The organism is Comamonas sp. C11 (assembly GCF_024496285.1).
Lineage (GTDB): Bacteria > Pseudomonadota > Gammaproteobacteria > Burkholderiales > Burkholderiaceae_C > Comamonas > Comamonas testosteroni_F.
The window spans coordinates 1,240,442-1,262,293 of record NZ_CP101743.1 but is presented as its reverse complement, the minus strand read 5'-3'; the positions used below and the strand labels follow the sequence as shown (position 1 = coordinate 1,262,293).

Sequence of the window (21,852 nt, the reverse complement as noted above, 5' to 3'; positions counted from 1 at the left end):
GGAAAGCACGATCAAGCCGCACATAGAGCAAAGCCCGCAAGGCCTGGGCCTGTGCGGGCTTGTGCAGAAGCGGCTAGCAGCGACTCAGACGCGCTTGAAGACCAGCGTGCCGTTGGTGCCACCGAAGCCGAAGTTGTTCTTCACGGCGACTTCCAGCTTGGCGTCACGCGCCGTATTGGCGCAATAGTCCAGATCGCACTCTGGATCCTGGTTGATCAAGTTGATGGTCGGAGGAATCTTCTGGTCGTGCAGCGCCATCACGGTGAAAACGCTCTCGATACCACCTGCGCCACCCAGCAGGTGACCCGTCATGGACTTGGTCGAGCTGACCACCAGATTCTTCTTCGCAAACTCGCCCATGGCCGCCTTGATGGCATTGGACTCGTTCGCATCGCCCAGCGGCGTGGACGTTCCGTGCGCATTAAGGTAGTTGACCTGATCCTGGTTCACACCGGCATTGCGCAAAGCATTGAGCATGGCGCGGCGGGGGCCGTCCATGTTGGGAGCCGTCATGTGACCTGCGTCGGCACTCATGCCAAAGCCTGCCAGCTCCGCGTAAATCTTGGCGCCACGGGCCTTGGCATGTTCGTACTCTTCGAGCACCAGCACGCCGGCACCTTCGCCGAGTACGAAGCCGTCACGATCCTTGTCCCAGGGGCGCGAGGCAGCCTTGGGGTCGTCGTTGCGCGTGGAAAGCGCACGCATGGCAGCGAAGCCGCCGACCCCCAGAGGCGAGACGGTGGCTTCCGTACCACCGGCCACGACGATGTCAGCATCGCCGTATTCGATCATGCGTCCGGCTTCGCCGATACAGTGCAGGCCTGTGGTGCAGGCTGTCACGATCGACAGATTCGGCCCCTTGAAGCCAAATCGCATGGACACATGCCCTGCCACCATATTGATGATGGAAGCAGGCACGAAGAACGGCGTGATGCGGCGAGGACCGCGGGCAGCCAGTTCTGCGTGAGTGTTTTCGATCAGCGGCAGGCCGCCAATGCCCGAGCCGATCACGCAGGCAATGCGTGTGGCCAGGTCTTCGGACAGGGCTTCACCTGTGGGCAGGCCTGCGTCCAGAACGGCTTGCTCCGCAGCCGCGATGCCGTAATGAATGAAGGTATCCATGGAGCGCGCATCTTTGGCGCTCATGTACTTCTCCACATCAAATCCCTTGACCTCACCCGCAATCTTGCAGGAGAAGTTCGATGCATCGAACTTGGTGATGAGGTCAATACCGGACTGGCCGGCCAAAAGATTGGCCCAGGCTTCGCCCACCGTGTTACCCACGGGGGAGATGCAGCCCAGACCGGTCACGACAACGCGACGACGGCTCATGCGTTCAAACCTTTAACTGATCGCTGAAAAAAGACCTTAGGCCTTTTGGTGGGTATTGGCGTAGTCGATGGCGTTTTGCACCGTCGTGATCTTCTCTGCGTCTTCGTCAGGGATCTCGATGCCGAATTCATCTTCCAGGGCCATCACCAGTTCCACTGTGTCCAGGGAGTCAGCGCCCAGGTCAGCCACAAAGGCCTTTTCGTTGGTCACTTGGGACTCTTCAACGCCGAGTTGTTCGGCAATGATTTTTTTGACACGTGCTTCGATATCGCTCATGGTTTCCCTCAGGGGGTTGTGAATGAACCCGCGATTCTAGCCGTTTCGGGAGAAGCCCCTTGGCGGCTGGCCGTCGCGAGGAAACGGCCACTGAACTTGCAAAAGTGTTCAGCTTCTGGCAGCAAGTGCGACAAACGCCGCGCAAACTGCCGAAATTTCTTACATGTACATGCCGCCGTTGACGTGCAGTTCCTGACCCGTCACATAGCCGGCACCAGCAGAAGCCAGATAGGCTACGGCATGCGCAATGTCACTGGGTTGACCCAGATCGCCCATGGCGATCTGGGCCTTGAGCGCAGCCTTCTGCGCCTCTGGCAGATCTGCCGTCATGTCCGTGGCGATGAAGCCGGGAGCCACGCAGTTCACGGTGATGCCGCGGCTGCCCAGTTCCTTGGCCAGGGCACGGGTCATGCCAGCCACGCCAGCCTTGGCTGCGGCGTAGTTGGCCTGACCGGCATTGCCCGAGGCACCGACCACGCTGGTGATGCTGATGATGCGGCCGAAACGCTGCTTCATCATGGGACGAATAGCCGCACGGCTGACTCGGAAAACAGCCTTCAGATTGGTGTCGGTGACGGCATCCCAGTCGTCATCCTTCATGCGCATCGCCAGGGTATCGCGGGTGATGCCGGCGTTATTGACCAGCACATGCAGGCCGCCGTCATTCTTGACAATGGAGTCGATCAGGGCATCCACGGCAGCGCCGTCGGTCACGTTCAGCGTGACACCACGGCCACCGAAGGCGGACAGCGCCTGGCTGATCTTTTCAGCACCGGCATCCGAGGTGGCAGTGCCAATCACTTGATAGCCCTTGGAGGCCAGCTCCTGCGCGATGGCGGCACCAATGCCACGGGTGGCACCGGTGACCAGGGCAACCTGGGGCTTGGTCTGGTTATCAGTCATGCGAGCAATTCTTTCACGTCAGCCAGGGTGGCTGCATCAAACAGGGGAACACCCGTCAGGTCGGCGTCAATACGCTTGACCATGCCGGCCAGCACCTTGCCGGGTCCACACTCCACGATATGGGTCACGCCGCGTGCCTTGATGGCCTGCACGCACTCCACCCAGCGCACCGGACCAAAGGCCTGACGATACAGGGCATCGCGAATCGCATCAGCGTCCGTCTGGACGGTGACGTCGATATTGTTGATGACGGGAATCGAGGGTGCAGCCAGCGTCAGCTCGGCCAGCGCGGCCTTGAGCTTTTCTGCAGCGGGCTTCATTAGGCTGGAGTGGAAAGGTGCGGAGACCGGCAGAGGCAGGGCGCGCTTGGCACCGGCCGCCTTGACCGCTTCGCAGGCCTTTTCCACGGCCAGCTTGCTGCCGGCAATCACGGTCTGACCAGGGTCGTTGAAGTTCACGGCTTCCACCACTTCAGCGCCGCCCAGCTGGGCCGTCACTTCGGCACAGACTGCCTTGACCTTTTCGGCATCCAGCGCCAGCACGGCCGCCATGCCGCCCGTGCCCACAGGCACGGCATCCTGCATGGCAGCAGCACGCAGACGCACCAGGGGTGCGGCCTGAGCCAGCGTCAGCACGCCGGACGCAACCAGCGCGGAGTATTCACCCAGGGAGTGACCGGCCACGGTATCGGGCAGCGCACCGCCTTCGGCCTGCCAGACACGCCAGGCCGCCACACCGGCCACCAGCATCACGGGCTGGGTATTGGTGGTCAGCGCCAGCGCTTCCTTGGGGCCTTGCTTGATCAGCAGACCCACATCCTCACCCAGAGCTTCGGAGGCCTCAGCCACGGTCTGGGCCACGACAGGATGGTCACCCCAGCCGTCCAGCATGCCTACGGACTGAGAGCCCTGGCCAGGAAATACAAATGCGAACTTCTTCATATTTCTTAGTATAAAAATTGCCTGAAACGCTTATCTATATTTCGTTTAAAGCTACATTTTGAGGAGCACAGCACCCCAGGTGAAGCCACCACCCACACCTTCGAGTAGCACAGTCTGGCCTTTTTTGACCTGACCGCTGCGCACGCCATGGTCCAGCGCCAGGGGAATCGACGCAGCCGAGGTGTTGCCATGCTGATCAACGGTCACTACCACCTTGTCCATGGACAGCTTGAGCTTTCGCGCCGTGCTTTGCATGATGCGAATATTGGCCTGATGCGGAATCAGCCAATCGATGTCGGCATCCGTCAGACCTGCCTTTTCCAGTGCGGAGCGAGCCGCCTTGTCCAGCACGCTCACTGCCAGCTTGAACACGGCCTGACCGTCCATCTTGAGCAAGGGATCGCCCAGCACATTGCCGCCGGAGACATTGCCCGGCACGCAGAGAATGCCGACATGACTGCCATCGGCGTGCAGCTCGGTGGACAGAATGCCGGGCTCGTCGGACGCCTCCAGCACCACGGCGCCGGCGCCGTCGCCGAACAGCACGCAGGTCGTGCGGTCGTTGAAATCCAGGATGCGGCTGAAGACTTCGGAGCCCACCACCAGCACGCGCTTGGCAGCGCCGGTCTGGATCATGGAATCGGCCACCGTCAGGGCATAGACGAAACCGCTGCACACCGCCTGCACATCAAAGGCAGGGCAACCGTTGCTGATGCCCAGCTTGTGCTGCAGGATGGCGGCCGTCGAGGGAAACACCATGTCCGGAGTGGACGTGGCGACAATGATCAGATCGATATCCGAAGCCTCTATGCCTGCAGCCTCGATAGCCTTGCGACTGGCTTCCAGAGCCAGGTCGCTGCTGGTCACATCGGGCTCGGCAAAGTGGCGAGCACGAATGCCTGTGCGCTCGACGATCCACTCGTCCGAGGTTTCCAGGCCGCGCTGAGCCAGCTCGGCTGCGAGGTCGTTATTGGTCAGGCGGCGGGGCGGCAGGTAACTGCCGGTGCCAATGATGCGTGCGTAGCGTCTCATGTCTTCTATCAGGGCGCCGAAGTTCCAGATTCCGTCTGTGCTGCCAGCAGCAATGGTGCGGCAGCAGCAATACGGCTGCGGACACGGTCAAGCAGGTTGTTGCGTGCCGCATCATACGCGCGGTTCAAAGCATGCTCGAATGCCATTGCATCGGCCGAGCCATGGCTTTTGAAGACCAGCCCTCGCAGACCCAGCAACGCGGCACCGTTGTAACGACGGTGATCAACACGCTTCATCAGCGCAGATAGCACCGGATAGGCAATAATGGCAGCAATCTTGGTGAAGATGTTGCGCTTGAACTCTTCCTTGAGAATCCCCGAGATCATCGAGGCAACCCCCTCGGTGGTCTTGAGCGCGACGTTACCAACGAAACCATCGCACACGACAATGTCCACCACACCCTTGAAGGTGTCGTTGCCTTCCACATTGCCGTAGAAGTTGAGGTTGCCCGCATCGCCTGCAGCGCGCAGCAGCTCGCCGGCACGCTTGATGACTTCGCTGCCCTTGATCAGCTCTTCACCGATATTGAGCAGGCCGACGCTGGGTGCTTCCGTGTTCTTGAGCGCCGACACCAGGGCCGAGCCCATGACCGCAAACTGCAGCAGATGCTCCGCCGTGCAGTCCACATTGGCCCCCAGGTCCAGCATGGTGGTGTCGCTACCCTTGGCGTTGGGCAAACCAAAGGCAATGGCAGGACGGTCAATACCATCCAGCGTCTTGAGCAGATAGCGCGAGATCGCCATCAGCGCCCCGGTATTGCCCGCCGACACTGCAGCCTGAGCCGCACCATTCTTGACCTGCTGTACGGCCACGCGCATGGACGAATCCTTTTTCTTGCGCAGGGCTATTTCCACAGGGTCATCCATGCTCACCACTTCCGTGGCGGGAACGATGGTCACGCGCTCATGCTTGAAGCCGGCCAACTCCTCGGCCTTGCCGACAAGCAGCAGATGCGCATCGGGGTGTGAATTCAGAAACTGACGGCACGCAACCAGCGTGACGCGGGGGCCATGGTCGCCCCCCATGCAGTCAACAGCCAAATTAATCATGGGCGACTGACAAATCCAATTAGGCTTGGGATGATGAATTGAAGGATCCGAGGACCGCAACAGAAGTTATTTGCAAAACCGGCGCTGAGATTTTGCAGCAAGGCCTGCCATGACAGGTTTTGCAAATATCTTCCATAAAAACAAAAGCCTGTTGCTACAAAAAATGTAGCAACAGGCTTTGCGAATGCAGTCGTCGCTTAGGCTTCGGACTTGTTCTTCAGCACTTGACGGCCACGGTACACGCCGTTGGGGCTGATGTGATGGCGCAGGTGTGTCTCACCAGTAGTGGCTTCAACAGCGATGCCAGGCACATTCAGTGCATTGTGCGAACGGTGCATGCCGCGCTTGGAGGGAGACTTCTTGTTTTGCTGAACAGCCATGATGGCTCCTGTGTATCTTGAAAGGGTTGGTAACACGACCCACACAGCAAGACCGGGCAAAAAACTCTGCCTTTTGACACACCCATCTAGAGAGCGCCCTTGTCTGTGCAAGTCCTAAAAAAACGCGATCAGCCCATTAAAGACACGAGGGGGTTTCGCGCGAAGCTCACGATTATAGCGCAAACGCTTTTCGCAGCCTATGCAAAATCAAATCCCCACCGCGCCATGGGATGGATCAATCGGCAGACTTGCCTACATTGAGAGATTGCAGCACGGCAAAAGGGTTTTCCTTTTGCTCATTGGCCTGCTCGAAGGCGTCGTCGCTGACCTCCAGCTTGACGGGTACCGGGCAGACCTCATGGCGAGGCACTACAGGCACTTCCATCAGCAGCTCGTCCTCGATCAACTCCAGCAGATTGAACTCGCTGCTCAATGCCAGCACATCCTCATCGCTGTCGTCATCTTCCAGTTCTGCCGTCGCTTCGTCCGGAACGAAGCGAAATGACCGATCCACGTAAAGGGGAATATCGGCCTCGGTCAGGCAGCGCTGGCAGGTCAGCGGCAAAGCCACCTCGGCACTCAGATGCAGCCACACATGGCCGCTGCCGCCTTTTTGCTCCACCAGCTCGCCCTCGGCTTCCCAGCGTACCAGGGGCTGCTCGCCAGTAATCGCCAGCGCATCGGCCGCCAGACGCTTGAAGTCCGACAATGGTGCCTGTCCATGCAGATGACCTGCAGCCTGCGCGAAAGCACGCACATCCAGCCGGGTCGCAGAAAAATCCTTGCTCATGCAGCCAGTGTAAGAGAATCCCGCAATGCCCGACTTATTGATTGCCGGACGACTTGAGCGTCCATTGATTCTTGGCTCCACCTCGCGCTACCGTCGTGAGCTGCTCAGCCGCCTGCAACTGCCGTTCGAGACGGTGTCTCCGGAAGTGGATGAAACCCCGCTCAGCGGCGAAACACCCCACGGGCTGAGTCTGCGCCTGGCCGTAGCCAAGGCGCAGGCCGTGGCCCAACTGCACCCCGACGCCATCGTGATCGGCTCCGACCAGGTGCCCGAGCTCGATGGCCAGCCCCTGTCCAAGCCCGGCAGCCATGAGCGCGCCACCGAACAGCTGCGCCAGATGAGCGGTCGCCAGATGAATTTCCACACCGGCATCTGCGTGAGCTGTGCCGAAACTGGCTTCACGGAATCCAGCGTGGTCACGGTACAAGTGCGCTTTCGCGAACTGAACGACCTCGAGATCGAGCGCTATCTGCGCGCCGAGCAGCCCTATGACTGCGCAGGCTCGGCCAAGAGCGAAGGCCTGGGCATCGCCCTGCTGGACGCCATCGTCAGCGACGACCCCACGGCACTGATAGGTCTGCCGCTGATCCGCACCTGCCAGTTGCTGCGTGCCGCAGGAGTGGTTCTGCCATGAGCGAAACATCAAGAAGCAAAGCGGGCACCCTTTATCTGGTGCCCGCCCCACTCGATTTCGGCTGCGAAAGCCAGACTGCTTTGACCGAGGTGCTGCCCGAAGGCACGCTGCGCCGTGCCGCCTCTCTGACTCACTGGATCAGCGAAAACGCCAAGACGGCACGCGCCTATCTCAAGCGCATCGACGCCTTGTTCCCGCTCGCTGCTCCGCTGCAGTCCCAGAACATTGCCGAGTTGCCACGCGAAGCCCACAAAAAAGGCGACCATGGCAACAAGGGCGGCGCCGTCTTCGACCCCAAACCCCTGCTGGCACCGGCACTGGCCGGGCAGGACATGGGTTTGATCAGCGAGGCGGGCATGCCCGCCGTGGCCGACCCCGGCAGCTCCATCGTGCGTGCCGCCCATGATCTGGGCATTCGTGTCGTGCCGCTGACGGGACCAGTCTCGCTGCTGCTGGGCCTGGCGGCCAGCGGCCTCAACGGCCAAAATTTCGCCTTTGTCGGCTATGTACCTCAGGATGGCACCGAGCGCACGGCCCGCATCAAGGAACTGGAGAGCCTGGCCCTGCGCCATGGCCAGACCCAGCAGTTCATCGAGACGCCGTACCGCAACGCAGCCCTTTGGCAGGCGCTGCTGCAAACCTTGCAGCCCAATACCAGGCTGGCTCTGGCCAGCGGATTGACGCTGGAGACAGCGCGCATTGAAAGCCATCTGGTGCGCGAATGGCGCCAGCGCAATGCACCACCCGACAATCGCACGCCGGTGGTGTTTGCCATAGGCCGTTGAGCGCCAAGAAACAAAAAAGCCTGCAGCCAAACCGCAGGCTTTTTTGATAGCTACCGACGCTTATCCAGAAATGGTTGGCACCTCTCTGATGCGCGATCAGCGAATGCTGGGCACCAGCCCGCGCATGGCTTTTACCGATCCCTCGCCAATGGCGGCACCAAATCGCTTGGCCAGACGTTCGGCCACATTGTCCCGACGGGTGTAGTCAATGACTTCCTCGGCCTTGACCACTTCACGTGCCACAAAGTCGAGGCTGCCCAGCTTGTCGGCCAGACCCAGCTCCACGGCCTGCTGGCCGGTCCAGAACAGTCCGCTGAACATTTCGGGAGTTTCATGCAGACGGTCACCGCGGCCGGCCTTGACCACGCCGATGAACTGCTGGTGAATCTGCTCCAGCATCTGCAGCGCAAATTCCTTCTGCTGCGCCGACATGGGGCTGAACGGATCGAGAAAGCCCTTGTTCTCGCCAGCCGTCAGCAGACGGCGTTCAACACCCACCTTGTCCATCACCCCCGTGAAGCCGAAGCCGTCCATGAGCACGCCGATGCTGCCCACGATGCTGGCCTTGTCGACAAAAATCTCGTCGGCCGCCGCCGCGATGTAGTAGGCCGCCGAGGCGCAGGACTCTTCGACCACCGCATACAGAGGCTTGTTGTACTTGGCCTTGAGACGCGTCATCTCGTCGTTGATGATGCCTGCCTGCACGGGGCTGCCGCCGGGCGAGTTGATCAGCAGCACCACGGCGCGCGAACCCGAATCCTCAAAGGCGCTGCGCATGGCGGCCACCACGAACTCGGCACTGGCGTCCGCTCCCGAGGCGATCTCGCCCTTGATCTCCACCACTGCGGTATGGGGCGAGGTGCTGGTCTTGGTGGCCGTATCCTTGAAGAACACTGCCCACAGCACCAGCAACACCACCACGGACCACAGCAGACGGCTGAAAAAGCGCCAACGCCGTGCTGCTCGCTGTTCCTTGATGGAAGCGAATACCAGCTTTTCCAGCACATCGCGCTCCCAGCCCCCATTCCCGGAGGCCTTGGCTGCGGCGGGCGCCTCTGCGGATGCGGCAGAAGCCTTGGACCACAGGTCCGCGCCCGGCGTCACATGCGGCTGGGAGTCATGGTTGTCAGGGGTGTTTGGGGAACTCATCTCAAAACTCTGGAGGTTTCAGTTGTGGCCCAGTATGCCAGCGCACCACGCCATCGCTTTCGCTCAAGGCGATTTTTACCAGCCCGCCACGGCAAGGACCGCCTGCACAGGCACCGCTGTCAGGTTCGTAGGCCGCTGCGTGGGTAGAACACAACAGCCAGCGACCGGAATCGTCAAAAAACTGACCTTCCTGGTAGTCCATTTCCATGGGAATATGGCTGCAGCGATTCAGATAGGCATAGACCTGCCCCTGGTAGCGAATCGCAAAAGCGCGGTTGCTCTGACCGGCATACAGCACATCAAAGCTCACCGCCCGGCCGCCGTCGACCAGATCGGCACTGGCGCACAGCTCCACGGCATCTGTCATATCTGGCTTCACGCGTTGGCCAACAGCCAGGCCCGCAACTGCGCCGCGGAATCGGCCACGAACAGCGGATCGAACTGGGCAAAGCCGTCGGGTGCATGGGCACCATAGGACACCCCCACACAGGCACAGCCGGCATTCTGCGCCATCTGCAGATCGTGCGTGGTGTCGCCAATCATCAGTGTTCGCTCGGGATCCACACCGAATTCGGCCATCAGCTCGTGCAGCATCAGCGGACTGGGCTTGCCGGCGGTCTCGTCGGCCGTGCGCGAACCGTCGAACAATCCCTTGAGCTGCGGGTCCTGCAGCGCGTGGTTGAGCCCCATGCGGCTCTTGCCGGTGGCCACGGTCAGCCAGTGCCCCCGCTCGCGCAGCTCGGCAAGCAACGGCAGGATGCCGTCAAACACGCAGATATCGTCCTGATGCTTGAAGAAGTGGAAGCGATAGCGATTGGCCAGCTCCGGGTATTTTTCGGGTGGCACATCGGGAGCCGCGCGCGCCAGTGCCGGCATCAGCGCCATGCCGATCACATAGGCAGCCTGCTCGTCGCTGGGCACGATGCCCCCCACATCACGCACTGCCTCCTGGATGCTGCGACTGATGATGGCCGTGGAATCCGCCACGGTCCCGTCCCAGTCGAATGCAATCAGATCGAAGCGGCGTGGTCGCCGGGCGCTATGGTTTTCAGTAGTCATGAAGCCTAGTCAGTTCACAAAATCCGCCAGCTCCGGCGGCAGCTCGGCGCGCAGCTCGACACGCTCGCCGCTGGCGGGATGATTGAACTGTAGCCGCCAGGCGTGCAGAAACATGCGTTTGAGGCCCTGCTTTTGCACACGACGGTTGAGATCAAAATCACCATATTTGTCATCGCCCACGATGGGATGCCCCTGAGACGACAGATGCACGCGAATCTGGTGGGTGCGGCCCGTCTTGATGGTCACCTCCAGCAGGCTCATGGCAGGCAGTCCCTGCAGAGGGCGCGGCTCGATCAGCTTTCTGACCTTGACCAGGGTGATGGATCGCATTCCGTCCGGGTCATCGGCCGTGGTCACACGCACGCGACGCTCGCCGTCCGCCTGCAGATACTTGTGCAGTGGCAGGTCAATGACCTTCTTGTTGGCCGGCCAGGCCCCCTGCACCAGTGCCAGATAGGTCTTGCCGGTCTCGCGTTCGCGAAACTGGTCCTGCAGATTGATGAGTGCGGAGCGCTTTTTTGCGACCAGCAAAATGCCCGAGGTTTCGCGATCCAGCCGGTGCACCAGCTCGAGGAACTTGGCATCGGGACGCGCCTGGCGCAGTTGCTCGATGACGCCAAAGCTCACGCCCGAGCCTCCATGCACGGCCACGCCGGCAGGCTTGGACAACGCAAGCATGTGTTCGTCATCCAACAGGGCGGGAAAGTCCTTAGCCGGCGCCGGGCGTTCTGCTTTTTCAGCCACCTTGTCGGAGATCCGGACCGGAGGAAGACGCACCACATCGCCAGGCTGAACCCGGGTCTCGGCACTCACGCGTCCCTTGTTGATCCGTACTTCACCACTGCGGATGATGCGGTAGACATGGGTCTTGGGCACCCCCTTGAGGTGGCGCATGAGAAAGTTGTCGAGTCGCTGTCCGGCGGAGTCTTCATCGACCTCGATCAGCCGTACCGAGGCCGTGGCCGTATTCTGGGACCGGTCCTGTGCCGGTTTGCCCTCTATAATGTGTTTCACCTGTGCCGAGCTTAGTTGTAAGTGATTGATTCGCATGGAGTTTAGTCCAAACAATCATTTCCCACCGCACAGGCAGGTCGATGCCCGCCAGTTTTGCACACGCAAATTGCAGTCAAGATGAGCTGCAGCAGCCTGTGAAAGCCTGGCAAAGGCTGACGAATTGAAACACTGATACGGAATCTCATACCGTGTAGTTGTCCAGGCAAAAGCAGCCTGCAACTGCCGGTTCTCTCAACGAGCATGTGGATCTTTTGGACATTGCTGATCAACCTCTGGGGCAAGGCACGGCCGGCCCCCGGGACGAGTCGTGTCTCGAAGAAACCACCCACCTCCCTAGCACGCGCGTCGGCTTCTTTTGTACCCCGTCTGCATGCGCGTCCTCTCCCGCTCGTCCCCCGGCCTGTACCTCCGCTACTGACTTGAGATCAGGCCAGTAGCGCCGTCCTGTACCGCCCCAGATTCCTCATCCGTTTCAACTCGTTCGTCTGGCATCACGGCTCCTGTTGAGCCTGTCTTTGATTACCAGTCAAAGGTGCGTTGGTCTGTGACCAACGTGCCCCATAAAACGAATAAAGGAAGTGCATCATGAAACGGATGCTGATTAACGCGACGCAGTCTGAAGAACGCCGCCTGGCCATTGTGGACGGCCAGAAGCTGCTGGACTACGAGATCGAAATCGAAGGTCGCGAACAACGCAAGGGCAATATCTACAAGGCCGTCGTGACCCGCGTCGAGCCGTCTCTCGAAGCCTGCTTTGTGGACTATGGCGAAGACCGCCACGGCTTTCTGCCCTTCAAGGAAATCTCCAAGCAATACTTTGCCGAAGGCGTCTCGCCCAGCCAGGCCCGCATCAACGACGTGATCCGCGAAGGTCAGGAACTGATCGTCCAGGTCGAGAAGGAAGAGCGCGGCAACAAGGGTGCAGCCCTGACCACCTTCATCTCTCTGGCCGGCCGCTATGTGGTGCTGATGCCCAACAACCCCCGTGGCGGTGGCGTCTCGCGCCGCATCGAGGGCGAGGACCGCGCCGAGCTCAAGGAGGCCATGGATCAGCTCGAGTACCCCAAGGGCATGTCCATCATTGCACGCACTGCCGGTATCGGCCGCTCGGCTCCCGAGCTGCAGTGGGACCTGAACTACCTGCTCAAGCTGTGGAGCGCCATCGACGGCGCCGCCAAGGCCTCCAAGGGCGCCTTCCTGATCTATCAGGAATCCAGCCTGGTGATCCGCGCCATCCGCGACTATTTCAACAATGACATCGGCGATATCCTGATCGACACCGATGACATCTACGAACAGGCCCAGCAGTTCATGGCACATGTGATGCCCGAGCACGCTGCCCGCGTCAAGCGCTACCGCGACGACGCCCCCCTGTTCTCGCGCTTCCAGATCGAGCACCAGATCGAGTCCGCCTACTCGCGCACCGTGACCCTGCCCTCGGGCGGCGCCATCGTGATCGATCACACCGAAGCCCTTGTCTCCGTGGATGTGAACTCGGCTCGCGCCATCAAGGGCGGCGATATCGAGGAAACCGCGACCCGCACCAACCTCGAGGCAGCCGACGAAGTGGCACGCCAGATGCGCCTGCGCGACCTGGGCGGCCTGATCGTGATCGACTTCATCGACATGGAAGAGGCCAAGAACCGCCGCGAAGTGGAAAACCGCCTGCGCGATGCCCTGCGCCAGGACCGCGCCCGCGTGCAGTTCGGCACCATCAGCAAGTTCGGCCTGATGGAAATGAGCCGCCAGCGCCTCAAGCCCGCCTTGTCCGAGGGCGCCCACATCAACTGCCCGCGCTGCGGCGGCTCCGGCCACATCCGCGACACGGAAAGCTCGGCGCTGCAGATTCTGCGCATCATCCAGGAAGAGTCCATGAAGGACAACACGGCCGCCGTGCACTGCCAGGTGCCCGTGGAAGTGGCCTCCTTCCTGCTCAACGAGAAGCGCAGCGAAATCACCAAGATCGAGCTCAAGCAGCGCGTCAACGTGATCATGGTGCCCAACAAGTCCATGGACACGCCGCACTACAAGCTCGAACGCCTCAAGCACGACGACTCGCGCCTGGAATCCATGGAAGCCAGCTACAAGCTGGCCGACGAGCCCGAAGAGGTGACCACCGTCACCCGCCGCTCGCAGGAGCCCACCAACAAGCAGACTCCCGTCATCAAGGGGGTCCTGCCCGATGCTCCCGCACCGATTGCAGAGCCTCGTCCACCCCGCCAGCCTCGCGCTGCCGCTGCGACGCCCGCTCCCGCTGCGGCCCGCCCGGTGGTGCGCGAGCAAGGCTTCTTTGCCTGGCTCAAGAATCTGTTCGGCTTCGGCACACCCGCCCCCGTGGCAGCGCCCGCTGCCGTGGTCGAGGCTCCCGCTCCTGCCGCCCGTGAAGGCAGCCGCGACGGCCGCCGAGGCGAAGGCCGTGGCGGCGATCGCAATCGCCGTGGAGGTGACCGCAACGAGCGCAGCGACCGCAACAGCGCAGAGCGCAATGGCAGCGAACGCGGAGACCGCAACAACCGCCGCAATGCCCAGGGCCGTGATGAGCAGCAACGCAACGAGCGTCCCGAGCAGCAGCAACAGCGTCAGGACCGCCCCGAGCGCGGCAACCGCCGCGGTGGCGAACGCAACGAGCGCCGCGACGACCGCCAGCCCCAGGTGGCAGAAGCCGCTCTGAACGGCGAAGAGTTCAACGCAGCTCCCAAGCCCGAGCGCAACCGCCAGGAACGTGGTGACCGTGCGGAACGCAATGAGCGCGGCGAACGCGGTGAAGGCCGCCGCGAGCGCCAGAATCGCAACGCCGACGCCCAGCCCGCCATGCAGGCCGTGGTCGACGAAGCGGCGCTGAACACCGCCCAGGTCGAAGGTTCTGACGCTCAGGCGCAGGATGGCACACAAGGCGGCGAGGCTCGCGAGCCCCGTCAGCGCCGTTCGCGTGACCGCTATGGTCGTGACCGCCGTGACCGTGCACCGCGCGATGCCCAGGCAGAAGGCCAGGCTGCAGAGCAGACTGCCGAAGCCCAGGCTCCGGTCGAAGCGCCTGCCACCGACGCTGGCGAGCAGCCGGCACGCCGCAGCTACTTTGATGCTGTTGCACCTCAGGCTCAAGCAGAACAGGCACCTGTTGCTGCAGAAGTGCAGGCGCCCGTGATTGCAGAAGCCGTGGCAGCAGCTGTCGCGCCTGTTGCAGAACTCTCTCAGCCCGTGCAGGCAGAGCCTGCTGCTGCCGCACAGCCTCAAGCTGCCGCCGTGGAGCTTGTGGCTGAAACCGTGACTCCTGCCCCGGCAGTCGCAACGCCCAAGGCTCAGAGCTATGCGCTGCCGATTGCCGAACTCCAAGCCCTGGCAGCCGCATCGGGCCTGGAATGGATCAACTCCGATGCCGAAAAGATCGCCGCCGTCCAGGCTGCGATTGCCGCCGAGCCCAAGCCCGTGCGCATTCCGCGCGAGCGCCCACCCGTGGTGGTGCTCGACGAAGGCCCGCTGATTCTGGTCGAGACCCGCAAGGATCTGAGCCTGATGCAGCTGCCATTCGAGAAGGAAGAACAGGCTGCAGGCGTCAACGCCTAAGCAGACTGCCTTCCGGCATCACAGGGCCAAGGGGACTGTCCACTTCGGTGGATGGGGCCTTGGCCCTTTTTCATGCGCCCTTTCTTTGATTGAGTGAACGTCAAGCCATGTTGTTTCTGATCTCTCCAGCCAAATCGCTGGACTATGAAAGCCCTATTTCCGCCGAACTGCCGCACACGCTGCCGGTTTTCAAAAAGCAGCCCCTGGAACTGATTGAAGTGCTGCGCGAGAAATCGCCCCAGCAGATTTCGGAGCTCATGAGCATCAGCGACAAGCTGGCCGTACTCAATGTGGGCCGCTACGAAGCGTTCAGTGCCAGGTTCACCGCCAAGAACTCACGCCAGGCGGTGCTGGCCTTCAATGGCGATGTCTATGAGGGTCTGAATGCCGCCAGCCTCAAGCCCAAGGAGCTGGACTGGGCCCAGGAGCATGTCGTGATTCTGAGCGGCCTCTACGGCGTGCTGCGCCCGCTGGACCTGCTGCAGCCCTATCGCCTGGAGATGGGCACCCGGCTGGAAAACGCCAAGGGCAGCAACCTCTATCAGTTCTGGGGAACCCAGATTGCCGACTATCTGAACGAGCGCAGTGGTGCGCAAGCCGAGCACGGTGACGCCCAGACCGAGCGCATTGTCGTCAACCTGGCATCGCAGGAATACTTCAAGGCCGTGGATCTCAAGGCGCTCAAGGTCCCCGTGGTCGAATGCGTTTTCGAGGACTTCAAGGGCGGCAAATACAAGATCATCAGCTTCCATGCCAAGCGCGCGCGCGGGCTGATGGTGCGCTGGGCCGTGCAACACAAGGCCAGGAAGGTGGCCGACCTGCGCAAGTTCGATCTGGAAGGCTATGCACTGGCCGAGCAGGCCAGCACGCCCGGCAAGCTGGTGTTCCGCCGCAAGCAGCAAGACTGACGCAGCGCATTGAAATCGGCATCAGTGCACACTAGCATTGTCGACATGAGCACCTCCACCCAAGACGAGTTCGTCACACCTCCCGGCCTGACACCCGAGCTGATGCAATGGGTGCGAACACAAAGGGCCTCTGGCGTGCCACTGCCATCGCTGCTGCAATCCATGCGCAAGGCAGGCTGGGCCGAGCATCTGGCGCGTCGCGCGCTGGCCCTGCCCGAAGAGGGTGAACTGCCCTTGCCTTTCGCAGCAGCCAGGCCCGAAGCCGAAGTGGCAGTGCAGGGCCATGAGTCGGGCGTTCCCGAGCCCGATCTGCTGACCGATCCCTGCTGCGTCCATGCCGGCGATCGCGATGTCCATGTGCTGATGAGCGTGCGCCACCCGCGAGTGGTGGTGTTCGGCAACCTGCTCTCCAACGAGGAATGCGATGCCATCATCGCAGCAGCGCGCCCGCGCATGCAGCGCTCGCTGACCGTGGACAACCAGAGCGGCGGCGAGGCCGTCAATGACGACCGCACCAGCAATGGCATGTTCTTCCAGCGCGGTGAGAACGACCTCATCAGCCGTGTGGAGCAGCGCATTGCCCGACTGCTGAACTGGCCGCTGGAAAACGGCGAAGGCATGCAGGTGCTGCACTACCGACCAGGCGCCGAATACAAGCCGCATTACGACTACTTTGCGCCCAACGAGCCCGGCACGCCGACCATACTCAAGCGTGGTGGCCAGCGCGTGGGGACCCTGGTCGTGTATCTCAACGAGCCCGCGCGCGGCGGCGCAACCACCTTTCCCGATGTAGGGCTGCAGGTCGTTCCGCGTCGTGGCAATGCCGTATTCTTCAGCTATAACCGGCCCGACCCGGCCACCAAGACCCTGCACGGCGGAGCTCCCGTGCTGGAGGGCGAAAAATGGATTGCCACCAAGTGGCTGCGCGAACGAGAGTTCAAGTAAAAACAGGCTCCAGCCCTTACCCATAAAGCGCCAGCAGCTATCTTTTCTACTGCTGGCCATTTTGTTTTTGAATCATGCACACCCCTGAACAATCGCAGCTGGGCAAAAGCTCGGCCTATGTGGACCAGTACGACGCATCCCTGCTCTTTCCCCTGCCACGCCTCGCCAAGCGCGAGGAAATCGGCGCCGCCATCAACCCGCCTTTCTTTGGCGCCGATCTGTGGACGGCATTCGAAGTTTCGTGGCTCAACCTGCGCGGCAAGCCCCAGGTGGCGCTGGCGCATTTCACCATCCCTTGCGAAACGCCCAACCTGATCGAGAGCAAGTCCTTCAAGCTGTATCTGAACAGCTTCAACAACACCCGTTTTGCCGACGCCAGCGAGGTGCTGGCGCGCCTGCGCACCGATCTGTCCGAAGCCACCTGGCGCGGCAGCGAGACCCAGGGCAGCGTGGGCGTGCGACTGCTGGAAGCGCAGCAGTTCGATGCCCAGCAAGTGCACGAGCTCGACGGTCTGCTGCTGGACCGCCTCGATGTGGAGTGCACCCAGTACACGCCGGCTCCCGAGCTGCTGCGCGCCAACCATGACGAAGCCCCCGTCAGCGAAACCCTGGTCAGCAACCTGCTCAAGAGCAACTGCCTGGTCACCGGCCAGCCCGACTGGGGCAGTGTGCAGATTCAATACAGCGGTGCGCAGATCGAGCAGGAAGGTCTGCTGCAGTACCTGGTGAGCTTTCGCAACCACAACGAATTCCATGAGCAATGCGTGGAACGCATCTTCATGGACATCTGGACCCGCTGCAAACCCATCAAGCTGGCCGTCTACGCCCGCTATACGCGCCGCGGCGGCCTGGACATCAACCCCTTCCGCACCAGCCACCCGGGCGCCTTGCCGGCCAACGTGCGCTCGGCGCGGCAGTAAAAGAGGCGGCCGGCCATCCTCAGGCCGGCCGTCATTTCAAGCTATTCACCGGCATGCCGACGCCGCAGCGGCATGCCCCCGCACTCAGACTCTTGTCGGCGACCCGCACCTGAATTCTGAAAAATAGGAATCGTCCCGCACCGATTCAGGTTGACTTTTCAGATCACCCTATTTGAGCCTATTTCGCCTCGATTGAGCTGACAAAGATGAATCGTCGAAAACACGGAATTCATTAGATAGCTTGCTATTGAAATGCGGCGTGTGCCAAGGTAGTTGTCGCGTCAGTAGTCAGGCCACTCGCCTGCTCATCTCGTTTTGCGCACGCTCCGGATTGAGGCACACCTCATCCGGCCGATGCCAGTTGAGCGGCCCCGCGCTCCGGCGCTGCGGGTTGTGCTTTCTGGCCTGCGCGTACAGCTGCATGCGTTGCTGCAGCAACCGCCGGTACTGCCTTCTGTGACGCTGGCCTGGCCTTACATACTTCAGCGCGCTGTGGCGATGCTCTTCGTTGTACCAAGCTACAAAGCGCAGCACCCATTGCCTGGCCTGCTGCACGTTGCCGAACGGGCGGGCGATCCACAGCGGACAGTATCTGGCCGTGCGGAACAAGGCCTCGGCGTAGGCGTTGTCGTTGCTGGCCCGAGGCCGGCTGTATGACGGCACCACGCCCAGGGTCTGCATTGCCGCCCTTCATTACCGAGCCATTGTCCGAATGCAGCACCAGCGGGCTACCTGCCGTTTGCTCACGCAGGCATGCCTTGTGCAGCAGTTGGGATGCATGCTGCGAGGATTTTGCTTCGTGCACTTCATTGGCAACGAGCTTCCTGCTGTAGGTGTCCTTGACCATGTACCAGTAGAAGAAGCGGCCCTTGACGGTGCCTGGCATCCAGGTGGTCCCAGCTCCACAGCTGCTTGGGTGCATCCGCTCAGTGCGTGGTCAAGGGCCGCGCCACCGGCGCTTTGCTGCGTCCCCGTCGCCGGTTCACGCCTGCAGCCCTGAGCACGCGGTAGAACGTCGATTCGCTGGCCAGATGCAGGCCCTAGTCGGCCGGCTTGGGCACGATCTGGTGTGGCGTGAGACTGGCGCAGTCGGCCCGATTGGCGACATCGAGCACAGGCTGACGTTCGGCTTCGCCGAGCTTGTTGGCTGTCCGTGCCGGGCACCACCGCCAATGGCTTCGTCGATCAACTCCATGGCCTGTTTGCGATCTTGGGTATTGATCAGACGTCCTCGTCCCTGCCCCAGATCGCATCCGCCTTTTTTCTGAGAACCAGCAACGCTGCTGCCTCCGCCAACGCCTCGGATTTGCGCTGCAGTTCCCGCTCGAGATTGCGTAGCTGCTGCTGCGTGTCAGAGCTGATCACAGGGTCCTGTTCATGTACAGGAGCTGCGCCGCCGTTGGCCCGTTCACAGGCTTGGTGCCATTGCTGCAGCTGCTCGGGCAAGATGCCCCTGGTTCGGCACTAAGTCGCGATCTCCTCTTCACTGAGCGGCGCTGTCTGCAGAACTGCCTGTAATTTCTTGGTGCTGCTCCAGCGCTCCCTGGGCTTGTCAGCGGGCACGCAGCACCCTTCCTGACGGACTGCATCACGCCAAGTGCGCAGGGTGACGGCGTTGATGCCGGTTTCTTTGACCAGCTCAACCACGGTGCGGTTCAGCGGCGGCTGATGGTGCTGAACCCGGGCATCCGCCAATCCAGTTTGGCCAGGCGCAGCAGGCTTTGCATCAGGCCCAGGCTTTGGTGCAGGGCCAGTCCGAACAGGCATTTGATGCTTAGACAGAACTGGAGGGCCGCATCGCTGAATCCTTGCTGCCGGCCTCGTTTGCCACTGGCGCTCGCGTACCACGGCATGTTTTGTCCAGCCAGATCGTCAGGGCCCCTCGGGACTTCAGGGCTACGTTGTACTCGGCCCAGTGGGTAGTCTTGTAGCGGGACTTGACGCCCTTGGGTTCAGTCATGTGCCCAGGCTACCAGCATGGGCGACCGTCTTTGTGCAACAAAGCCCAACAAAGCCCATCGGTGACACACAACAGTCATCTATGGGCGCCGGCCCCTGCGCAGCAAGGAGCCTCTTCGTCATCGAATGGCCGACAGCTACAGAGCAGCCCTCGCCTTTCTCATCAAGCTTTCTTGATCCATTCTTTTGAATGAGGAGTCGCCTCGCAAGCAACAGCCATTTCTATGGATCTAAAAAAAGTCTGAACAGCGACAGGCAGAGGAGAGCCTGAGCGCTTGGTGATGAAAGACAGTGTTGGCAACTCGATGGGCGACTCGACTGGCAGGACTCGGAGGCTCGACGGGCTTGTTTCGCCACGAAGTTGCTCTCTGCGCATCACGCCGATCAGCGAGCGATCGGTTTTCAGCAGTTGTGTCAGTGTGAGCGGAGACATCGACTCGATCGTTGCGGATGGCGGCTCCAACCCACGCTGAAGGCATGCAGCGACGAACATCTGGCGCAGCATCGTGTGGGAAGGAGGAAGGACCCAGTCGAACTCAAAGACTTCCTGCCATGAGACTTTACGCCGCCTTGCCAGGGCATGCTCGGGGGAGCAGACCATGCAGATCCAATCCCGCGAGACAGGTGTGACCTCAAGACCCTCGACCAGTGAAGAACTGGCAACGTCCAAAGGCAAGGCTCCGACAACACAGTCGATATTGTTCTCAAGCAGATCCCTGAGAAGAACATCGACGCTGGCCTCACGGATCTGGACTTTTGCCCCTGGGATCAGTTCTCGGTAGTGGCCGATGGCCTTTGGAACAATCGATGTCACGGTCAAACTGCCCAATCTGAGCACTCTGCGCTTGCCTTCAAACGCCGCCAGTACCGCACCAGCGGTGACCTGTAATTCGCTTCGAAGGATCTGCGCTTGTCGCACCGCCACCTCTCCCGCGGGCGTCGGTTTCAACCCGGCCTTCGAGCGTGCGAACAACGTGCCCCCAAACGCACTCTCAATTTCCTTGAGCATCTTGCTGATCGCCGGCTGGCTCAGATGAAGACGCTCGGCCGCGACGCGAAGGCTTTCCGAGTCACTGAGCACACTTAGCAGTTCAAAGTGCCGAAGGCGCAACTTGCGCAGGAGGAGCTTTGTCAGCGATTCTTCATTCATTCCATTTGGTAAATGATGTTTTCGAATAATGCACTTTTCGGAATTTTGCATCAACTCTAAAGTTCAAGCACAAGTAAACCAACGGAGACATCAATGCACCGTCGAAGCCTTCTCATGACTGCTGCCGCGACCAGCTTGGCAGCCGCTGCGCCTGGTCTGGCGTTCAGCGCACCATCCCCGATCAAGCTCGTTGTTCCCTACGCTCCAGGTGGCGCGACCGACGTAGTTGCGCGCATCGTTGCGATGTCGATGGCCGAAGTTATGCAGCGCAGCATCATTGTGGACAACCGCTCAGGAGCAGGCGGAAACATCGGCAGTGCATTCGTCGCATCGGCGCAACCTGACGGCAACACAATGCTCTTCAACGGAACGACGCCATTAGCGATCAACCTCGCGATTGAACGTGCTGCGGGCTTCAACCCAAAGAAGGACCTGGCTCCTGTGGGCATGGTCGCAAGACTTCCGACTGCGATCATGGTCAATGCTTCGATGCCTGTGAAGAACGTGCAGGAATTCATTGCCTATGCGAAGCAGACGCCTCGAGGTTTGAACTACGGAACCGCCGGCGCAGGGACGCTGAGCCAGATCAACGCCGAATTGTTTTCCGCGGCGGTGGGCACAAAGATGGTGGGTGCGACGTACCGAGGAAGTTCCCCACTGATCACCGACCTCATCGGCGGTATCGTGCAAGTGTCTTTCGACAACATCGGTCCATACCTGCCGTTCATCGAAAATGGCAAGCTTCGGGCGCTCGCGGTCATGACGTCAAAGCGCTCCCCCAGGTTGCCGAACGTTCCGACGCTCGCTGAAGCAGGCATCAAGGACTTTGACTTTCCTTCAAATTTCGCGATATGGGCGCCGAGCGGCACAGCACCTGCCGCCATTTCAGCCTTCAACAAAGCCCTCAACGAATCCCTGCGCAAGCCTGAAGTCATTGAACGGCTGCAAGCCTTGGGCTTCGAGCCGGCACCCGATGCGCCGGCAGTAGTGAGCCAGCGAGTCGATTTTGAGCACAAGACGTTCGCCGACATCATCAAACGCGCGAACATCAAGCTCGACTGA

Annotated in this window: 23 protein-coding genes and 1 pseudogene; 7 read left to right on the top strand and 17 right to left on the bottom strand. The window is 61.1% G+C overall.

The window, feature by feature from the left end; translation table 11 throughout:
* Nucleotides 1-84: 84 nt before the first annotated feature.
* The 8 genes from fabF to NOX35_RS05735 form a co-directional block, all read right to left on the bottom strand.
* Nucleotides 85-1,332: a beta-ketoacyl-ACP synthase II gene (gene fabF / locus NOX35_RS05770; protein WP_003057981.1), complete on the bottom strand. Its 1,248-nt coding sequence runs from the start codon at nt 1,330-1,332 to the stop codon at nt 85-87.
* Nucleotides 1,333-1,368: 36 nt separating this feature from the next.
* A complete protein-coding gene (gene acpP, locus NOX35_RS05765) occupies nt 1,369-1,608 on the bottom strand; it encodes an acyl carrier protein (protein WP_003058049.1) in 240 nt (79 codons plus the stop codon).
* A 159-nt stretch (nt 1,609-1,767) separates the two neighbouring features.
* Nucleotides 1,768-2,511, bottom strand: a complete 744-nt coding sequence (fabG, locus tag NOX35_RS05760; protein WP_003058052.1) for a 3-oxoacyl-ACP reductase FabG — start codon at nt 2,509-2,511, stop codon at nt 1,768-1,770.
* Complete coding sequence (fabD, locus tag NOX35_RS05755) at nt 2,508-3,452, bottom strand: ACP S-malonyltransferase (protein WP_182285948.1); 945 nt, start codon at nt 3,450-3,452, stop codon at nt 2,508-2,510. The genes fabG and fabD overlap by 4 nt, the downstream gene beginning before the upstream one ends.
* Before the next feature lie 51 nt (nt 3,453-3,503).
* Entirely contained in the window at nt 3,504-4,484 is a 981-nt protein-coding gene (locus NOX35_RS05750) for a beta-ketoacyl-ACP synthase III (protein WP_114862970.1), read from the bottom strand.
* Between the two features lie 8 nt (nt 4,485-4,492).
* Nucleotides 4,493-5,533, bottom strand: coding sequence for a phosphate acyltransferase PlsX (gene plsX, locus NOX35_RS05745; RefSeq protein WP_182285946.1), 1,041 nt, complete (start codon nt 5,531-5,533; stop codon nt 4,493-4,495).
* Nucleotides 5,534-5,730: 197 nt separating this feature from the next.
* A complete protein-coding gene (gene rpmF, locus NOX35_RS05740) occupies nt 5,731-5,913 on the bottom strand; it encodes a 50S ribosomal protein L32 (protein WP_003058062.1) in 183 nt (60 codons plus the stop codon).
* Between the two features lie 235 nt (nt 5,914-6,148).
* Complete coding sequence (locus NOX35_RS05735) at nt 6,149-6,703, bottom strand: DUF177 domain-containing protein (RefSeq protein ID WP_053283623.1); 555 nt, start codon at nt 6,701-6,703, stop codon at nt 6,149-6,151.
* Between the two features lie 25 nt (nt 6,704-6,728).
* Between NOX35_RS05735 and NOX35_RS05730 the strand changes: the two genes are divergently transcribed.
* Both NOX35_RS05730 and NOX35_RS05725 read left to right on the top strand, forming a co-directional pair.
* Nucleotides 6,729-7,337 (top strand): Maf family nucleotide pyrophosphatase, encoded by a 609-nt coding sequence (locus NOX35_RS05730; RefSeq protein WP_256496025.1) that lies wholly within the window; start codon nt 6,729-6,731, stop codon nt 7,335-7,337.
* A complete protein-coding gene (locus NOX35_RS05725) occupies nt 7,334-8,122 on the top strand; it encodes an SAM-dependent methyltransferase (RefSeq protein WP_182285940.1) in 789 nt (262 codons plus the stop codon). Before NOX35_RS05730 ends, NOX35_RS05725 begins: the two co-directional genes overlap by 4 nt.
* Before the next feature lie 96 nt (nt 8,123-8,218).
* On the opposite strand, the gene NOX35_RS05720 is transcribed toward NOX35_RS05725, so the two are convergent.
* Genes NOX35_RS05720 through NOX35_RS05705 form a run of 4 tightly spaced genes read right to left on the bottom strand, consistent with a single transcriptional unit; the run spans nt 8,219 to nt 11,344 of the window.
* Entirely contained in the window at nt 8,219-9,271 is a 1,053-nt protein-coding gene (locus NOX35_RS05720; RefSeq protein WP_182285938.1) for a S49 family peptidase, read from the bottom strand.
* A 1-nt stretch (nt 9,272) separates the two neighbouring features.
* Nucleotides 9,273-9,638 (bottom strand): Rieske 2Fe-2S domain-containing protein, encoded by a 366-nt coding sequence (locus tag NOX35_RS05715; RefSeq protein WP_182285937.1) that lies wholly within the window; start codon nt 9,636-9,638, stop codon nt 9,273-9,275.
* A gap of 8 nt (nt 9,639-9,646) precedes the next feature.
* Nucleotides 9,647-10,330 (bottom strand): HAD family hydrolase, encoded by a 684-nt coding sequence (locus NOX35_RS05710; RefSeq protein ID WP_182285935.1) that lies wholly within the window; start codon nt 10,328-10,330, stop codon nt 9,647-9,649.
* A gap of 9 nt (nt 10,331-10,339) precedes the next feature.
* Nucleotides 10,340-11,344, bottom strand: coding sequence for an RluA family pseudouridine synthase (locus NOX35_RS05705; protein ID WP_034400767.1), 1,005 nt, complete (start codon nt 11,342-11,344; stop codon nt 10,340-10,342).
* Between the two features lie 585 nt (nt 11,345-11,929).
* On the opposite strand from NOX35_RS05705, the gene NOX35_RS05700 reads away from it, so the two are divergent.
* The 4 genes from NOX35_RS05700 (at nt 11,930) to queF (ending at nt 17,681) form a co-directional block, all read left to right on the top strand.
* Nucleotides 11,930-14,908, top strand: coding sequence for an Rne/Rng family ribonuclease (locus NOX35_RS05700; protein ID WP_256496022.1), 2,979 nt, complete (start codon nt 11,930-11,932; stop codon nt 14,906-14,908).
* Between the two features lie 107 nt (nt 14,909-15,015).
* A complete protein-coding gene (yaaA, locus tag NOX35_RS05695) occupies nt 15,016-15,816 on the top strand; it encodes a peroxide stress protein YaaA (protein ID WP_182285933.1) in 801 nt (266 codons plus the stop codon).
* A 45-nt stretch (nt 15,817-15,861) separates the two neighbouring features.
* Complete coding sequence (locus tag NOX35_RS05690) at nt 15,862-16,761, top strand: 2OG-Fe(II) oxygenase (RefSeq protein WP_256496019.1); 900 nt, start codon at nt 15,862-15,864, stop codon at nt 16,759-16,761.
* Nucleotides 16,762-16,835: 74 nt separating this feature from the next.
* Complete coding sequence (gene queF, locus NOX35_RS05685; RefSeq protein WP_182285930.1) at nt 16,836-17,681, top strand: NADPH-dependent 7-cyano-7-deazaguanine reductase QueF; 846 nt, start codon at nt 16,836-16,838, stop codon at nt 17,679-17,681.
* 288 nt (nt 17,682-17,969) lie between these two features.
* On the opposite strand, the gene NOX35_RS05680 is transcribed toward queF, so the two are convergent.
* From NOX35_RS05680 to NOX35_RS05660, 5 genes and pseudogenes are all read right to left on the bottom strand, one after another.
* Nucleotides 17,970-18,362, bottom strand: coding sequence for an integrase core domain-containing protein (locus tag NOX35_RS05680; protein WP_256496018.1), 393 nt, complete (start codon nt 18,360-18,362; stop codon nt 17,970-17,972).
* 540 nt (nt 18,363-18,902) lie between these two features.
* On the bottom strand, nt 18,903-19,127 hold the full coding sequence (locus NOX35_RS05675; RefSeq protein WP_182285927.1) for a transposase: 225 nt from the start codon (nt 19,125-19,127) through the stop codon (nt 18,903-18,905).
* A gap of 18 nt (nt 19,128-19,145) precedes the next feature.
* A complete protein-coding gene (locus tag NOX35_RS05670) occupies nt 19,146-19,328 on the bottom strand; it encodes a hypothetical protein (RefSeq protein ID WP_182285925.1) in 183 nt (60 codons plus the stop codon).
* A gap of 11 nt (nt 19,329-19,339) precedes the next feature.
* Nucleotides 19,340-19,641 (bottom strand): annotated as a pseudogene (locus tag NOX35_RS05665) (transposase); the annotation flags it as partial.
* 162 nt (nt 19,642-19,803) lie between these two features.
* A complete protein-coding gene (locus NOX35_RS05660; RefSeq protein WP_182285923.1) occupies nt 19,804-20,841 on the bottom strand; it encodes a LysR family transcriptional regulator in 1,038 nt (345 codons plus the stop codon).
* A 63-nt stretch (nt 20,842-20,904) separates the two neighbouring features.
* On the opposite strand from NOX35_RS05660, the gene NOX35_RS05655 reads away from it, so the two are divergent.
* Nucleotides 20,905-21,852 carry a tripartite tricarboxylate transporter substrate binding protein gene (locus NOX35_RS05655; RefSeq protein WP_182285921.1) on the top strand — a complete coding sequence of 316 codons (948 nt, stop codon included), beginning with the start codon at nt 20,905-20,907 and terminating at the stop codon, nt 21,850-21,852.

What these genes read in the sequence shown, in the direction of transcription:
- fabF (WP_003057981.1), bottom strand. Translation starts at nt 1,332, where the DNA reads ATGAGCCGTCGTCGCGTTGTCGTGACCGGTCTGGGCTGCATCTCCCCC.
- acpP (WP_003058049.1), bottom strand. Translation starts at nt 1,608, where the DNA reads ATGAGCGATATCGAAGCACGTGTCAAAAAAATCATTGCCGAACAACTC.
- fabG (WP_003058052.1), bottom strand. Translation starts at nt 2,511, where the DNA reads ATGACTGATAACCAGACCAAGCCCCAGGTTGCCCTGGTCACCGGTGCC.
- fabD (WP_182285948.1), bottom strand. Translation starts at nt 3,452, where the DNA reads ATGAAGAAGTTCGCATTTGTATTTCCTGGCCAGGGCTCTCAGTCCGTA.
- NOX35_RS05750 (WP_114862970.1), bottom strand. Translation starts at nt 4,484, where the DNA reads ATGAGACGCTACGCACGCATCATTGGCACCGGCAGTTACCTGCCGCCC.
- plsX (WP_182285946.1), bottom strand. Translation starts at nt 5,533, where the DNA reads ATGATTAATTTGGCTGTTGACTGCATGGGGGGCGACCATGGCCCCCGC.
- rpmF (WP_003058062.1), bottom strand. Translation starts at nt 5,913, where the DNA reads ATGGCTGTTCAGCAAAACAAGAAGTCTCCCTCCAAGCGCGGCATGCAC.
- NOX35_RS05735 (WP_053283623.1), bottom strand. Translation starts at nt 6,703, where the DNA reads ATGAGCAAGGATTTTTCTGCGACCCGGCTGGATGTGCGTGCTTTCGCG.
- NOX35_RS05730 (WP_256496025.1), top strand. Translation starts at nt 6,729, where the DNA reads ATGCCCGACTTATTGATTGCCGGACGACTTGAGCGTCCATTGATTCTT.
- NOX35_RS05725 (WP_182285940.1), top strand. Translation starts at nt 7,334, where the DNA reads ATGAGCGAAACATCAAGAAGCAAAGCGGGCACCCTTTATCTGGTGCCC.
- NOX35_RS05720 (WP_182285938.1), bottom strand. Translation starts at nt 9,271, where the DNA reads ATGAGTTCCCCAAACACCCCTGACAACCATGACTCCCAGCCGCATGTG.
- NOX35_RS05715 (WP_182285937.1), bottom strand. Translation starts at nt 9,638, where the DNA reads ATGACAGATGCCGTGGAGCTGTGCGCCAGTGCCGATCTGGTCGACGGC.
- NOX35_RS05710 (WP_182285935.1), bottom strand. Translation starts at nt 10,330, where the DNA reads ATGACTACTGAAAACCATAGCGCCCGGCGACCACGCCGCTTCGATCTG.
- NOX35_RS05700 (WP_256496022.1), top strand. Translation starts at nt 11,930, where the DNA reads ATGAAACGGATGCTGATTAACGCGACGCAGTCTGAAGAACGCCGCCTG.
- yaaA (WP_182285933.1), top strand. Translation starts at nt 15,016, where the DNA reads ATGTTGTTTCTGATCTCTCCAGCCAAATCGCTGGACTATGAAAGCCCT.
- NOX35_RS05690 (WP_256496019.1), top strand. Translation starts at nt 15,862, where the DNA reads ATGAGCACCTCCACCCAAGACGAGTTCGTCACACCTCCCGGCCTGACA.
- queF (WP_182285930.1), top strand. Translation starts at nt 16,836, where the DNA reads ATGCACACCCCTGAACAATCGCAGCTGGGCAAAAGCTCGGCCTATGTG.
- NOX35_RS05680 (WP_256496018.1), bottom strand. Translation starts at nt 18,362, where the DNA reads ATGCAGACCCTGGGCGTGGTGCCGTCATACAGCCGGCCTCGGGCCAGC.
- NOX35_RS05660 (WP_182285923.1), bottom strand. Translation starts at nt 20,841, where the DNA reads ATGCAAAATTCCGAAAAGTGCATTATTCGAAAACATCATTTACCAAAT.
- NOX35_RS05655 (WP_182285921.1), top strand. Translation starts at nt 20,905, where the DNA reads ATGACTGCTGCCGCGACCAGCTTGGCAGCCGCTGCGCCTGGTCTGGCG.